This is a genomic window from Tractidigestivibacter montrealensis (genome assembly GCF_024741235.1).
Taxonomy (GTDB): domain Bacteria; phylum Actinomycetota; class Coriobacteriia; order Coriobacteriales; family Atopobiaceae; genus Tractidigestivibacter; species Tractidigestivibacter montrealensis.
Genome location: NZ_JANSKA010000009.1, coordinates 24,735 through 38,201 on the forward strand (window position 1 = coordinate 24,735; position 13,467 = coordinate 38,201).

Annotated in this window: 11 protein-coding genes; 8 read left to right on the forward strand and 3 right to left on the reverse strand. The window is 65.1% G+C overall.

Annotation, left to right across the window (positions count from 1 at the left end):
* Positions 1 to 43: 43 nt before the first annotated feature.
* The 3 genes from nox to NVS32_RS10405 all read left to right on the forward strand — a co-directional run bounded on the left by nox (position 44) and on the right by NVS32_RS10405 (position 5,036).
* Positions 44 to 1,396 carry a H2O-forming NADH oxidase gene (gene nox / locus NVS32_RS10395; RefSeq protein WP_258499748.1) on the forward strand — a complete coding sequence of 451 codons (1,353 nt, stop codon included), beginning with the start codon at positions 44 to 46 and terminating at the stop codon, positions 1,394 to 1,396.
* A gap of 164 nt (positions 1,397 to 1,560) precedes the next feature.
* On the forward strand, positions 1,561 to 4,107 hold the full coding sequence (locus NVS32_RS10400) for an ATP-dependent helicase (protein WP_258499749.1): 2,547 nt from the start codon (positions 1,561 to 1,563) through the stop codon (positions 4,105 to 4,107).
* A gap of 167 nt (positions 4,108 to 4,274) precedes the next feature.
* Positions 4,275 to 5,036: an IclR family transcriptional regulator gene (locus NVS32_RS10405; protein WP_258499750.1), complete on the forward strand. Its 762-nt coding sequence runs from the start codon at positions 4,275 to 4,277 to the stop codon at positions 5,034 to 5,036.
* 57 nt (positions 5,037 to 5,093) lie between these two features.
* On the opposite strand, the gene NVS32_RS10410 is transcribed toward NVS32_RS10405, so the two are convergent.
* Entirely contained in the window at positions 5,094 to 6,527 is a 1,434-nt protein-coding gene (locus tag NVS32_RS10410; protein WP_258499751.1) for an aldehyde dehydrogenase family protein, read from the reverse strand.
* Positions 6,528 to 6,580: 53 nt separating this feature from the next.
* A complete protein-coding gene (locus NVS32_RS10415) occupies positions 6,581 to 7,759 on the reverse strand; it encodes an FIST signal transduction protein (RefSeq protein ID WP_258499752.1) in 1,179 nt (392 codons plus the stop codon).
* Positions 7,760 to 8,004: 245 nt separating this feature from the next.
* Between NVS32_RS10415 and NVS32_RS10420 the strand changes: the two genes are divergently transcribed.
* From NVS32_RS10420 to NVS32_RS10430, 3 genes are read left to right on the forward strand one after another with little or no spacing between them, the layout of a single operon-like run.
* Complete coding sequence (locus NVS32_RS10420) at positions 8,005 to 8,868, forward strand: mechanosensitive ion channel family protein (RefSeq protein ID WP_258499753.1); 864 nt, start codon at positions 8,005 to 8,007, stop codon at positions 8,866 to 8,868.
* Between the two features lie 12 nt (positions 8,869 to 8,880).
* Positions 8,881 to 9,405 carry an S-ribosylhomocysteine lyase gene (locus NVS32_RS10425; protein ID WP_258499754.1) on the forward strand — a complete coding sequence of 175 codons (525 nt, stop codon included), beginning with the start codon at positions 8,881 to 8,883 and terminating at the stop codon, positions 9,403 to 9,405.
* Positions 9,398 to 10,111 (forward strand): 5'-methylthioadenosine/adenosylhomocysteine nucleosidase, encoded by a 714-nt coding sequence (locus NVS32_RS10430; protein ID WP_258499755.1) that lies wholly within the window; start codon positions 9,398 to 9,400, stop codon positions 10,109 to 10,111. Before NVS32_RS10425 ends, NVS32_RS10430 begins: the two co-directional genes overlap by 8 nt.
* 138 nt (positions 10,112 to 10,249) lie before the next feature.
* On the opposite strand, the gene NVS32_RS10435 is transcribed toward NVS32_RS10430, so the two are convergent.
* On the reverse strand, positions 10,250 to 11,110 hold the full coding sequence (locus tag NVS32_RS10435; protein WP_258499756.1) for a DegV family protein: 861 nt from the start codon (positions 11,108 to 11,110) through the stop codon (positions 10,250 to 10,252).
* Positions 11,111 to 11,246: 136 nt separating this feature from the next.
* Between NVS32_RS10435 and NVS32_RS10440 the strand changes: the two genes are divergently transcribed.
* Together NVS32_RS10440 and nhaA are read left to right on the forward strand one after the other, a co-directional pair.
* A complete protein-coding gene (locus tag NVS32_RS10440; RefSeq protein WP_258499757.1) occupies positions 11,247 to 11,927 on the forward strand; it encodes a DUF1836 domain-containing protein in 681 nt (226 codons plus the stop codon).
* Positions 11,928 to 12,010: 83 nt separating this feature from the next.
* Entirely contained in the window at positions 12,011 to 13,393 is a 1,383-nt protein-coding gene (gene nhaA / locus NVS32_RS10445; protein WP_258499758.1) for a Na+/H+ antiporter NhaA, read from the forward strand.
* Positions 13,394 to 13,467: the final 74 nt, after the last annotated feature.

Genomic DNA, 13,467 nt, shown 5'->3' on the forward strand with positions numbered 1-13,467 from the left:
TCGTCCACCCGCACGGCACGTCCGCGGGAGGGAAGGGGAGCACATGAGCAGGATCGTGATCGTCGGCGCCAACCACGCGGGGACCGCGGCGGCCAACGCCATTCTCGACAACCACCCCGGCAACGAGGTCGTAATCATCGACCAGAATAGCAACATCAGCTTTTTGGGGTGCGGCATGGCGCTGTGGATTGGTCGGCAGATCTCTGGTCCGGATGGCCTCTTCTATCAGACCAAGGAGGGTTTCGAAGCCAAGGGCGCAACGGTCCTCATGGAGACACGCGTCGAGAGCATCGACTACGACGCGCAGGTGGTCCACGCCGTTGCGGCGGACGGCACGCGCGTTGACCAGCCCTACGACAAGCTCATCCTGGCCACGGGTTCGCTGCCCATCATCCCGCCCATCGAGGGCGTAGACCTCCAGAACGTCCAGCGCGTGAAGCTCTTCCAGGACGCGCAGGCAGTGGTCGAGAAGCTCAAGGACCCCGCCATCCGCCGCGTGACCGTGGTTGGCGCGGGCTACATTGGCGTCGAGCTGGCGGAGGCATTCCAGCGAAACGGCCGCGAGGTAACGCTCGTCGACATGGCGCCCACCTGCGTCTCGGGCAACTTTGACGAGGAGTTTTGCGACCTCATGGCCGAGAACCTCCGCAGCCACGGCATCGAGCTCGCCTTTGGCGAGAAGGTCCTGCGTCTTGAGGGCGAGGACGGCAAGGTGGCCCGCGTGGTCACCGACAAGGGCACCCACCAGGCGGACCTCGTGTGCCTGTGCATTGGCTTCAAGCCAAACACCGCGCTTTTCGCCGGAGCGGGCTTTGACACGCTGCGGAACGGCGCGCTTCTCGTCGACCACCACCAGGAGACCAGCCGCCGTGGCGTGTACGCGGTGGGGGACTGCTCCAGCTGCTATAGCAACGCCAAGGACGGCGAGCCCGCCTATATTGCGCTGGCGACAAACGCCGTGCGCTCGGGCATCGTGGCTGGCCACAACGCCTGCGGCATGGCCATCGAGGGTGTGGGCGTGCAGGGCTCCTCGGGCATCTGCATCTACGACCTCAAGATGGTGGCCACTGGCCTCACCGAGGCGGCCGCGCGCAAAGCCGGCTACGATGCCTGCGTGAGCGACTTCTCGCAGGTGCAGAAGGCGACCTTTGTGGAGACCGAGAACCCCGAGGTCAAGATTCGCGTGGTCTTCGACGGCACCACGCGCAGGGTCCTTGGCGCGCAGATGGCCTCGACCTACGACATGAGCGCGGGCATCCACATGTTTTCGCTGGCGATCCAGGAGGGGCTGACCATCGATCGCCTGGCGCTGCTCGACGTCTTCTTCCTTCCGCACTTCAACCAGCCGTACAACTACTACACCATGGCGGCGTACTCCGCGGTCCTGGGCGCCTAGGGCTCGCGGCGGCGCCTGCGGGATTTTTATACCTGGCAACGGGATCCCATTACCGGGCAACGGGATTCCATTGCCGGGCAATGGGATTCCATTGGAGGTTCCTATTACTGTCGTCTCCGGGCGTTAGACTCTTGTGAGTCAACTCGATACCACAGGAGACATGCATGCCCTCTGACCAGCAGTTCTCGTTCTTCTCCGCAGCTAGCGGCCAGCAGGCGGCGCCTGCCGCGCAGCCGGCGCCCGCCGCGCGCTCCGCCGCCAACCGCCCCTCCGCCGTCGACATCGACGGCCTCAACCCCGCGCAGCGCGACGCCGTGCTCTGCACGCACGGCCCGCTCCTGGTGCTCGCCGGCGCGGGCTCGGGCAAGACGCGCGTGCTCACGTACCGCATCGCGCACATGGTGGCCGACGAGGGCGTGCGCCCGTGGCAGGTGCTCGCCATCACGTTCACCAACAAGGCGGCCGCCGAGATGCGCGAGCGCCTCAACGCGCTTCTCCCCGGCGGCACCCGCGGCATGTGGGTGTGCACCTTCCACGCCATGTGCGTTCGCATGCTGCGCGACGACCCTGAGCTGGTGGGCTACCAGCCAAACTTCACCATCTATGACGACGATGACTCGAAGCGCCTGTTCAAGACCATCATGTCCGAGCTCGACGTGGACCCCAAGCAGTTCCCCATCCAGGCAATCCGCTCGCAGATCTCTGGCGCCAAGAACGCGCTCGTCTCGCCCGATGAGATGCAAGGCCAGGCCCAGACCCCGCTTGAGCGCAAGGCGGCGCAGGTCTATCGCGTGCTACAGGGCCGCCTCGAGCGCGCCAACGCCATGGACTTCGATGACCTCCTGGTAAAGGCCTTCGAGCTTCTCGCCAAGAACCCGCAGGTGCTCGACGCCTACCAGGAGCGCTTCCGTCAGATCAGCGTGGACGAGTACCAGGACACCAACGGCGTCCAGTACGCCATCACCAACCTGTTGGCTCGCAAGTACAGAAACCTCATGGTCGTGGGTGACGACGACCAGTCCATCTACTCCTGGCGTGGTGCCGACATCAAGAACATCCTCTCGTTCGAGAAGGACTACCCCGACGCCCACGTGGTCAAGCTCGAGCAGAACTACCGCTCCACCGGCCACATCCTCAACGCGGCCAACGCCGTGGTGGCCCACAACTCGCACCGCAAGGCCAAGCGCCTCTTCACCGATGCGGGCGATGGCGAGAAGATCCGCGTGTACCAGGCCGCGGACGAGCGCGACGAGGGCCGCTGGATTGGCTCGGAGATCGAGAAGCTGCACGACAAGGGCACCAGCTACGACGACGTTGCCGTCTTCTACCGCACCAACGCGCAGTCGCGCATCCTCGAAGACATGTTCCTGCGCGCCGGCGTGCCCTACAAGATCGTGGGCGGCACGCGCTTCTTCGACCGCCAGGAGGTCCGTGACGTGATGGCCTACCTCAAGGTCGTCGTGAACCCGGATGACGACGTGGCTGCGCTGCGCGTGGTCAACACGCCGCGCCGCGGCATTGGTTCCACGTCCATCAACAAGATTCGCGCGTACGCCGCCGAGAACCGTATCTCGTTCTTCTCCGCGTGCGAGGCGTGCATCGCCGAGCAGGGCCTGCTCTCGCCCAAGGTGCGGGGCGCGCTCTCCGAGTTCACGGGCACCATCGAGGCCGGCCGCCACATGACGGGCGAGCTCTCGGACGTGGTGGAGGCCATCATCGATCGCTCCGGCCTCATCCGCGCCCTGGAAGCCGAGCACTCCGTCGAGGCAGACAGCCGCATCGAGAACATCAAGGAGTTCTACGGCGTCGCGGCCGAGTTCGACGAGACCCACGATGACGCAGTCGAGACGCTCGAGAGCCTGGAGCAGCTCAGGGCCGCAGGCAGCTTGGTTCCTCCTGCCGGCTCAGCGCTCGCGTCTGACGACGCTCGCTCGCTCGCTTCGCTCACGAAATCGCCTGCAGAAGGAACCAAGCTGCCCGACGTCGCGGCGCAGAAGCTTCCTGCACTTCTCGAGTGGCTTGCGCTGCGCTCGGACCTGGATTCGCTCGCGGGCTCGGCGAGCGCCGTCACCATGATGACGGTGCACTCGGCGAAGGGCTTGGAGTTCCCGGTGGTCTTCGTTGCCGGCATGGAGGAGGGGATCTTCCCGCACTCGGCGCATGAGGGCGATCCGGCGTCGATCGAGGAGGAGCGCCGCCTGGCGTACGTGGCCATCACGCGCGCCCGCAAGCGGCTCTACCTCACCTATGCCCTCACGCGCCGCACCTTTGGCTCGGTGCAGGCAAACCCGCGCAGCCGCTTTGTGAACGAGATTCCCGCGGCAGACGTCGAGGCCGTGGGCGTAGGCTCGTCGGGCTTCTCGGGCGTGGGCTGGGAGAAGCGCGGAGACAGGCACGGCACCTTTGGCAGCGGCCGCGGCTCCGAGGTCTACGGCGGCCACGTCTTTGGCTCGCGCACGCGCTCGACAGGCGGCTCTGCCGCTCCCAGCGCCGCGGCTTCCGCGCCCCTGCCACGCCCGCAGGCCCCGCGTCGCGATGCGGCGAAGGCGGCGGAGTCCTTCTCGGCAGGAGATCACGTCTCGCACAAGACGTTTGGTCCCGGCGTGGTCATTGCCGCCAAGGGCGACACCATTGAGGTGCGCTTCTCTCGCACGGGCAAGACCAAGAAGCTCATGAAGGGCTTTGCTCCCATCGTGAAGATCGAGGGGTAACACCGCTGGCCCTCAATGAGACAAAGGGACTGTCCCTTTGTCTCACGCTCGCGGACGAGAGGTGCCGCATACCGTCTGGTGGAACGCGCCTCGCTCTGGATGTCCTATGCTCTTCTCGCCGGTGTGCACCGGCGTGCCGGCGAGAAGAGCGACGGTGAGGAGCAGCTATGCCCGAGTCGATACGCGTGGTGGACCGTGCCTTTGACATCCTCGAGGCGCTCTCGGGCAGCCGCGACCCGCTCTCGCTGGCCGACATCTCAAAGGCGACGGGCCTCAGCAAGAGCACCGCGCACCGCATCCTCGCCTCGATGGTGGCGCGCCAGTACGTGGAGCACGACGAGAACGGCGGCTACCGCCTGGGCTACAAGTTCATCGAGATCGCCAGCTCGCGCATAAACAGCCTAGAGCTTCTCGCCGAGGCAAAGCCCTGCCTCTCGCGCATGCTCTGGGACCTCAACCTCACCACGCACATGGGCGTGCTCGAGGGCGCCGACGTGGTCTACATGGAGAAGATGGACGTCTACCCGCACACGCGCCTCTACACACAGGTTGGGTACCGCTCGCCCGCGTTCTGCTCGTCGATGGGCAAGTGCCTGCTCTCCTGCCTCTCCGGCGACGAATTGTCGCGCGTCCTGGACTGCTGCGACTTCAAGCGCTACACCCCATACACCATCTGCTCGCGGCAGGACCTCATCGAGCAGCTGCGCAAGGTGCGCGCCCAGGGCTGGGCAATGGACAACGAGGAGTACCAGCTGGGGCACCGCTGCATTGGCGCGCCCGTGTTTGACTACCGCGGCGAGGCCGTGGCCGCCATCAGCGCCAGCGGCACCGTGGCGGAACTCACGGACGACCGCATCGACATGGTTGCCGCCGAGGTCATGAGTGCCGCGCGGCATCTCTCGCGCCGCATGGGGTATCAGGCCGCGTAGACGAGACGGGCCCGCACCAAGCGATGCGGGCCCGTTGCCATACATTCTCGGCAGCCGCTACACGATGCCCTTGAGCACCACGGTCTTGGTGTGCGTGACCTCGTCGAACGTGGACATGACGCCCTCGGTGCCAATGCCGGAGTACTTGTAGCCGCCAAACGGCATCTCAAAGCTGCGGAAGAAGCTCGCGCCGTTGATCACGGCACCGCCGCATTCCAGGCGCTCGGCGACGCTCGTAGCAAGCTTCATGTCGCGCGTGAAGACGCATCCGCAGAGGCCGAACTTGGAGTCGTTGGCAATCTCCACGGCCTCGTCCACGGTGTCGAACGTGATGATGGGCACTACGGGGGCAAAGATCTCCATGTCCTTGGCCACGTCGGCGGTGGCAGGGACATCGGCGATCACCGTGGGCTCGAGGAATGCGCCGTTACGGTGCCCGCCGAGAATGACCTTGCCGCCCTGCTCCACGGTGAGCTTGATCTGCTCCTCCGCCTTGACGGCGGCCTTCTCCGAGATGAGGCAGCCAATCTGGGTGGACTCATCGGCGGGATTGCCCTGCTTGAGCGCCGAGATGCGCGCAACGGCCTTGCTCGTGAACTCGTCCACGAGGCTCCGGTGGATGAGGAAGCGCTTGGAGGCGCAGCATACCTGGCCGGTGTTGTACATGCGGCCCCACATGAGCTCGTCCACGGCAAGGTCCACGTCGCCATCGGGCAGGAGGATGAAGGCGTCATTGCCGCCCAGCTCAAGGGCAGTGTGAGCAAGGTGGTCCGCCGCGTGGTGGGCCGTCTCGATGCCAACCTCGGTTGAGCCGGTGAGGGTGATGGCGTCGACGTCGGGGTTGGTGCAGAGCCAGTTGCCCACCTTGGAGCCGCGGCCGGTTACGATCTGGATGGCGCCCGGCGTGACGCCGGCCTCGCCGAGAAGCGCCGTGAGGCGGCAGAGCGTGAGTGGGTTGTCGGTCGACGGCTTCACAATCACCGCGTTGCCGGCGAGAAGGGCGGGCGCGACCTTCTGGTCGAAGAGATCGCACGGAAAGTTGAAGGGGATGACAGCGGCGATGACGCCCAGGGGCTCGCGGCGGGTGATGAGGATGTGGTGCTCCTGGCCCGCCTCCATGCCTGCGGGGATGGTCTCGCCGTAGAGATGCTTCGCACGCTCGGCAAAGGCGCGGAACGCGATGGGTATATTCGAGATTTCCGCGCGCGCCTCGACGATGGGCTTGCCCGTCTCGGCGCAGAGGGTCTGCGCCAGGGACTCGTGGTCGCGGGCAACGAGGTCGAGGAACTTCATGAGGATGTCGGCCTTCTCGTGCACCGGCACCTTTGCCCAGGTGGGCTGGGCTGCCTTGGCGTACTGGACGGCGGCCTTGATGTCGTCCTCGGTCGCGGAGGGGATGGTCTCGATGAGGGAGCCGTTTGCGGGGTTGGTGACCTCGATGGTCGCACCGTCGGACGCGTCGGCCGGCTGGCCGTTCAGAAACATCTTCATAGCAGATTGCCTTCCTTTCTTGGGGGCTTGGTGTTGCGCCGCTGGGTGTTGCGCTACTTGGAGAAGCCGGTGAACGAGAGCATCAGGCCGCCGCAGGTGTTGGCACCATCGTCTACCTGGCCATACTCGCCAAAGGTGAACTCGGTGAGGAACGGCACACCGTCCGCCTCCTTGGCGAGAAGCTCCGCCACCTCGCCAATGCGGTCGCCAATGCCTGCGCGGCGTCCGCCGCAGTGGACCAGCAGGTAGGCGGCGGGGTCTGCGACCTCAGCCCTGAGCTCGCCGAGCGTCTTGCCGGTGGAGGAGACAAGCTCGTCCACGCTGGCCTCCATGCGGATGACCGCAGTGTTCTTGGCAATCTTGTTGCCCAGGCTTATTGAGCCGTCGTTGTTGCCGGCCATGGGGTGGCGGATTGCGACCAGGTCGCCCAGGCGGTCCTTCACGCCGAGCGGGGACACCACAGACTTGCCGAGAAGCTCGCCGCCGCGCAGGCCGTCGACGTCCATGCCGCGCCACGCGGCGTACTTCTCGAGTGCGGGCACGCCGTCAATCTCGGCGAGGATGCGGTTGCCAACGGTCTTGGTGACAATGCCCACGTCCTCGGTCTCGTGGTAGGCGCCGGTGTAGACGTTTGCCATTGTCGGCGCGCCATAGAAGAAGGCAACCGCAACGCCGTCAGCAAAGGCGCCCTCGGAGGTGTAGAGCTTCCAGTCGCCGGTGATGGCGTTGTCCGCCGCGCTGCCGCCAAAGAACGGGACGCGGCCAATCACGTGCGTGATGCCCTTGACGTAGTACTCCTCCTCGGCGGGGGAGGCGGCCATGAAGTAGTAGAGCGGTGCCTCGTCCTTGTCTGCGGCCTCCATGGCCTTGCGCGCGACCTTCTCGCCAAGCTCGACGGCGTCCTGGGAGGCATCCGTCTTGGGGCAGGCGGCAACGCCCACGGTCATCGCGGGGTCATCGAAGGCCATCGCGCCCAGAAAGCCGTCGCCGCCGGTGAAGCCTGCCGGCGTGATGACGCCCGTGAAGGAGGTGTTGCCAATCACCGGCACGCCCGGGAGCTCCTGCGCAAACTCGTCGAGCATCGCAGGAAGGTCATAGGCGCAGCTTGCATAGGCAAAAAGCACCTTGGCGCCTGCCACGTTATTGTCCTGTGTGCGGAGCTCGCCCACGGTCTCCTTGACTGCCTCACGCGGATCCAGATTGCTGCTTTCCCCGACACTTGCCTTGAACATAACGTCCTCCCAACACTTGATAAGGAACCGAACCCAAACCTCATACCAGATGGTACGAAGCTGCGTTTTATTGCGGGACGAGGCCGTGCCACAGTGCGGAAAGGGTGGTTCCGTCAGGCGGGAACGCGCTGGTAAATACCATGAAAAGTGGGCGTACGTCCAGCCGTTTGGCGCCGCTAGCCATACCGCTTGCGGCGCGCGATGAGACAAAGGGACAGTCCCTTTGTCTCATTCGGGAGAGTATCATGGCTTCCCACGAACCGTTTGGCCACCTGGAGGGCGTGATGGGGGACATTCTCGCGGACATTGATACGTCGGCGCTCATAGGGAAGATTGTCTTTCTCGCCGTTGTCATTGGCGTCGCGCTGCTCGTGCAGCGCGTTGTGGTGCATGGCCTCAAGCGCGCGCTGGACGCGGCGGGCGTGCCCAAGGCGTCGATCTTCGTGAACATCGTGCGCGCCGTCATCTGGGTGTTTGCGCTGCTCGCCGTGCTCGAGCCTGTCTTTGGCGTTCAGCCCACGGCGTTTGTGGCCGCCCTGGGCGTGACCTCCGTGGTCATCTCCTTTGGCCTGCAGGACACGGTGTCAAACATCATCGCCGGCCTGGGTCTCATGATGGGGCGCGTGGTGCGCCCCGGCGACCAGGTCACCATTGGCGGCTTTACCGGCGAGGTGGTGGACGTCACGTGGCGCTCGACTATGGTGCGCGACAAGGGCGGCAAGGTCGAGGTCATCCCCAACTCCGTCCTCAACAAGACTGCCCTTACGCGCGAGACGGACTGGTCGGTCACGGACTGCCCGGTCGAGTTCTACGCCGAGCCGGGAAGCGACCTGGACGCTGTGACCCGCGAGGTGCAGGACCTTGCGAGCAAGGCTTGCAGCGCCGCGCTTGCCCCCGACTACACGACTGAGGTCCTTTTCGATGCCCTTGGCCCCCTGGGAATACACGGTACCGCCCACCTGCATCTTGTTGCCGGTTCCAACTACTCCGTGCAGGCCGACGCCCTTGTGCGTGCCATCTCTCGCGCGCCGTGGATCGCGCGGCCGGCGTCTGCCGCGGCCGGTGCAGCGGCTAACGCGTCGGGTGCCACCTCAAACGCAACCAACTGAAAGGCAACGACTATGAAGACCATCGCAAGCTTCACCGTGAACCACCTCGTGCTCGAGCCCGGCGTCTACGTGAGCCGCGTGGACGAGGACCCCGCCACCGGCGCCGTGGTCACCACGTTTGACCTGCGCCTCACGGCGCCTAACCGCGAGCCCGTCATGGACACGGCGGCGGTCCACGCCATCGAACATCTGGGCGCGACCTTCCTGAGAAACGACCCCGAGTGGTCAAGCCGCGTGGTCTACTTTGGCCCCATGGGTTGCCGCACGGGCTTCTACCTGGTGGTGTTTGGCCAGTGCACCTCGTGCGAGGTGCTGCCGCTCGTGCGTCGCTGCTTTGAGTTCGTGCGCGACTTCGAGGGCGAGATCCCGGGCGCCCGCCCCGAGGCCTGCGGCAACTGGCACGATGCCGACCTCAACCTGGCGCACTGGTGGGCGCGCCGCTACCTCGCCAACACGCTCGAGGTCATCGATGACGTGCATCTCGCGTACCCGGCCCTGCTCGACGGCGAGAACAACGAGGAGTCCCACAATGCGTAGCGATATCAAGGTTGGCATCATCGGCGCCATGGAGGTCGAGGTTGCGCACCTCGTGGCAAGCCTTGAGGACGAGTCCGTCTCGACCGTGGCCGGCATGGAGTTCCACGCGGGTACCCTGGGCGGCGTGCCGGTGGTCGTGGTGCGCTCCGGCGTTGGCAAGGTCAACGCCGGCGTGTGCGTGCAGGTGCTGGTAGACCGCTACGGCGTGACGCACGTGGTGAACACCGGCGTCGCCGGGTCCCTCGATGCGCGCATCGACGTGGGCGACATCGTGGTCTCGACCGACTGCCGCTACCACGACGTGGACGCTACGGTCTTTGGCTACGAGCCGGGAGAGATTCCGCAGCTGGGATGTGTGAGCTTCTCGGCGGACGAGGGACTTCGTGCGCAGGCCGTGGCTGCCGTGCACGACGTGGCGGGTGACGTGCGGGCCTTCGAGGGGCGCGTGGTCTCGGGCGACGTCTTTGTGACCGACGCGCACGACAAGGAGCGCCTGGCCCACGACTTTGGCGGCATATGCTGCGAGATGGAAGGCACTGCTGTTGCCCAGACGGCATGGCTCAACCGCGTGCCGTTCGTGGTGGTGCGGGCGATCTCGGACAAGCCGGGGTCGACGACGCCCGTGGAGTATGCCGCGTTCGAGACGGCTGCGGCCGAGCACTGCGCCGCCATCGTCGCGCGCATGGTGTCGCGCCTGGGCGAGTAGGGCGAGGGCACCGGGGCCGCCGCCGGCGGCTGTCGCCGGAGGCGCCTAAATGTTGCAAATCTCTCCAAAAGCGGCTCTCCGGCGACAACGTCCTGCCTGTCGCTGCCGCTACGCCCCGCCGCGCCGGCCCCCGCGGCGCTACACCCCCTGGATCGCGATCCCCACGATCTCCGGGCCGGTGTGCACGAGAAGGTCCGCCGAGATTCCCGAGCGAATGACCTCCACCGCGTTGTCCACCTGCGCCAGCACGCGCTCCTCAAGTTCGTCGAACATGTCGACGCACGCGCTCGAGCAGCAGATGGCCACGCGCACCTTGTCATACTTTCTCGCCTGCTCCTCGACAAGGGCAATCTCGGTGTCGATGGAGCGCTCCCAGCCGCGCGCCTTGCGCGCCACCACGTAGGCGCCCTCCTCGTTGCAGGTGATTACAGGCTTGATGTTTAGCGCGGTGCCCAGGCGATACACGGCAGCGCTAATGCGCCCGCCCTTGCGCAGGTAGTCCAGGCACTTCACCGAGAAGAACACCGAGTTCTCATGCGACACCAGCTCGAGCATCGCACCAATGTGCTGCAGCGTGATGCCCTCCTCGACCATGCGCACGGCCTCCATAACCACGAGTCCGGCGGCAATGCCAATGGTCTTTGTGTCCACGACCTCAACGGGGAAGTCGTCGAGCTGGTCGGCGACCATGCGCACGGTGTCGCAGGTGGCCGAGAGGCCCGAGGAGATGCTCACAAAGATTGCGGCTACGTAGCCGTCGTCATGCGCGCGCTCGAACTCGCGGCGGATGGTCGCGGGCGAGGGCAGCGAGGTCGAGGGCACCTCGGTTGCCATGCGCTCGACAAGCTGCTCGGGCGTGATGGTGACGCCACTCTCGTACGTCGAGCCGTCCGAGAAGTTGATGCGCAGCGGGACAATGCGCACGTCATGCTCGCGCGCAAAGGCGGCAGGCGTGTCCGTGCCCGTGTCGGTGATGACTGCGATTCTCTGGCTGTTCAACGTTTCCCCCAATGGACATCGGAGAAGGAAAGCGCGTCCGATTTTTTCGTTGTCATAACTATAGCCATTGCATCTGGTTTTTAATACTAGATAATCTAATCACACAGAATTCAAGTGTTTGCGAGAGGGGGGCGCTATGGCGGACGAGCAGGACCAGGGGCGTGCCCAGCGCACGTGCGTTGCCTACCGCACGCTCGCCGAGCGCATGACGAGCATCCACATCTCGCGCTTCTCGGAGCTCCCGCGCATCGAGCTCTACCTGGACCAGCTTCTCTCCCTGGTGGACGACGAGCTCTCGTTCATGTGCCTCCCGGAAGAAGGGCCGCTGGTCACGGGCTCCATGGTGAACAACTACGTGAAGCGCCACGTGGTGCCGGCGCCCGTTAAGCACCGCTACACCAGGCGCCACGTCTGCTATGTGGTCTGCGTGTGTCTCTTCAAGCGCGTACTCTCGATTGAGCAGGTCACGCGCCTCATTCGCCACGTGGAGGAGGAGAACCTCGACCTTCGCCACACCTACGACGAGCTCTGCGCGGCGCTGGAGTGCGCACTTGCCGAGCAGTTCGCGGTGGGGCCGGACTTTGTTGCCCCGGCGGTGGAGCCGGTGATCGACCTGCGTGACACCAATGGCGAGAAGGTCGACTCTCCGCTTGACCGGACCATCGAAGCCGCGGTGGTGAGCCTTGCGGCGAAGATCTACGTGGAGCAGGTGCTGGCGCTGGGGGAGGTGGCCGCCGCCGGGCAGCCCGGCGCGCACGTGGACAGCGACAGCCACGCAGCAGCAACCACGCCGCCTGCCGTAACAACGATAAAATAACTTTGCGGCATTGGTTGGGTAGGATAAGAGGGTAACGAAGGGCCCCAGGCGGCCTCTCCTCAAGGAAACGGACAACACAACCAATGGCAAGCATCTACGGTGAGCCCGCAGTCATCAGGCGCATCGAGCAGCGCAGCACTGTCCACAAGGTGACCTCCAACGGCACCATAGCCGCTGCGGTCATGGTGTTCGCCGCCATCGCGGCGGTCATCACGGCCAACTCGCCCGCCTACGAGGTGATTGAGGAGGTGCTCCACGCGCCCCTCTCGCTGGGCATTGGCCCCGCGACCTTTTCGATAACCATCGAGGCCTTTGTGAACGACTTCCTCATGGCCATCTTCTTCTTGCTGGTGGGCATTGAGCTCAAGTACGAGATGACCGTGGGACAGCTGAGAAAGCCCAGGCAGGCCGCACTTCCCATGCTCGCCGCCGTTGGCGGCGTGGCGGCACCTGCGATGATCTACCTCATCCTCAACGCCGGTGGTGCCGTGCACGGCTGGGCCACCCCCATCGCCACCGACATCGCCTTTGCACTGGGCGTCATGTCGCTTCTCGGTGACCGCATTGCGCCCGCGACCAAGGTCTTCTTCCAGACCCTGGCCATCGCCGACGACATCCTGGCCATCGTGGTCATCGCCCTCTTCTATGGGCAGACGCCCAACGTGGCCTGGTGCGCCGCGTCTCTCGGCGTGATTGTGGTGTTGTGGATCATCTCGCGCATGAAGGTCTACTCGGCCAAGCCCTACATGCTGGTTGGTCTGGTGCTGTGGGTGTGCATGTACAACTCTGGCATCCACGCCACGCTGGCCGGCGTCATCTTGGCGTTCTTCCTGCCCGCGCGCTCTGACGTGCGCCTTTCAAAGCTGGGCAACTGGCTTGACGCCCGCGCCCGCGAGCTGGACGACACGTATGACGACGAGAGCCACGTCCTGGGCCAGCACGACTTCACCACCGCCGCCGTGCGCGTGGAGCGCGTGATGCACCACGTCACGCCGCCGCTGGAGCGCATGGAGCGCTACATCTCGGTGCCGGTGAACTTTGTGATTCTGCCCATCTTCGCGTTTGTGAACGCGCAGGTGAGGATTGTGGACATGGACCTTGCTACGATCATCGCGGACCCGGTTACCAAGGGCGTCTACTTTGGCGCCGTGCTGGGAAAGCCCATCGGCATCATCCTGGTGACATGGCTTCTCGTGCACATTGGCTTTGCCAAGCTGCCCAAGCACGTGGACTGGCTGCAGATCATTGCGGTGGGCATCATGGGCGGCCTGGGCTTCACGATGTCTATTCTCATCTCGGGCCTGGCATTTACCGACCCCAGTGAGGTCATGGCTGCCAAATGCGCCATTCTCGCCGGCTCGGTTACCTCGGCCATCCTGGGGCTGCTCTTCGTGCACGTGGCGAGCGCCATAAAGGAACGGCGAGAATCCCGCGAGAACGCCCTCGAGATGGACGACGAGTCGTAGCTGCTAGACGCCGCCGGCCACCGGCGCCGGCGGCCGTCTTTCGTCGACTCTTGTATAGGATCAGGCCTCAAAAA

Excerpts from the sequence above, each read along its gene's own strand:
- nox (WP_258499748.1), top strand. The coding sequence starts at position 44 with ATGAGCAGGATCGTGATCGTCGGCGCCAACCACGCGGGGACCGCGGCG.
- NVS32_RS10400 (WP_258499749.1), top strand. The coding sequence starts at position 1,561 with ATGCCCTCTGACCAGCAGTTCTCGTTCTTCTCCGCAGCTAGCGGCCAG.
- NVS32_RS10405 (WP_258499750.1), top strand. The coding sequence starts at position 4,275 with ATGCCCGAGTCGATACGCGTGGTGGACCGTGCCTTTGACATCCTCGAG.
- NVS32_RS10410 (WP_258499751.1), bottom strand. The coding sequence starts at position 6,527 with ATGAAGATGTTTCTGAACGGCCAGCCGGCCGACGCGTCCGACGGTGCG.
- NVS32_RS10415 (WP_258499752.1), bottom strand. The coding sequence starts at position 7,759 with ATGTTCAAGGCAAGTGTCGGGGAAAGCAGCAATCTGGATCCGCGTGAG.
- NVS32_RS10420 (WP_258499753.1), top strand. The coding sequence starts at position 8,005 with ATGGCTTCCCACGAACCGTTTGGCCACCTGGAGGGCGTGATGGGGGAC.
- NVS32_RS10425 (WP_258499754.1), top strand. The coding sequence starts at position 8,881 with ATGAAGACCATCGCAAGCTTCACCGTGAACCACCTCGTGCTCGAGCCC.
- NVS32_RS10430 (WP_258499755.1), top strand. The coding sequence starts at position 9,398 with ATGCGTAGCGATATCAAGGTTGGCATCATCGGCGCCATGGAGGTCGAG.
- NVS32_RS10440 (WP_258499757.1), top strand. The coding sequence starts at position 11,247 with ATGGCGGACGAGCAGGACCAGGGGCGTGCCCAGCGCACGTGCGTTGCC.
- nhaA (WP_258499758.1), top strand. The coding sequence starts at position 12,011 with ATGGCAAGCATCTACGGTGAGCCCGCAGTCATCAGGCGCATCGAGCAG.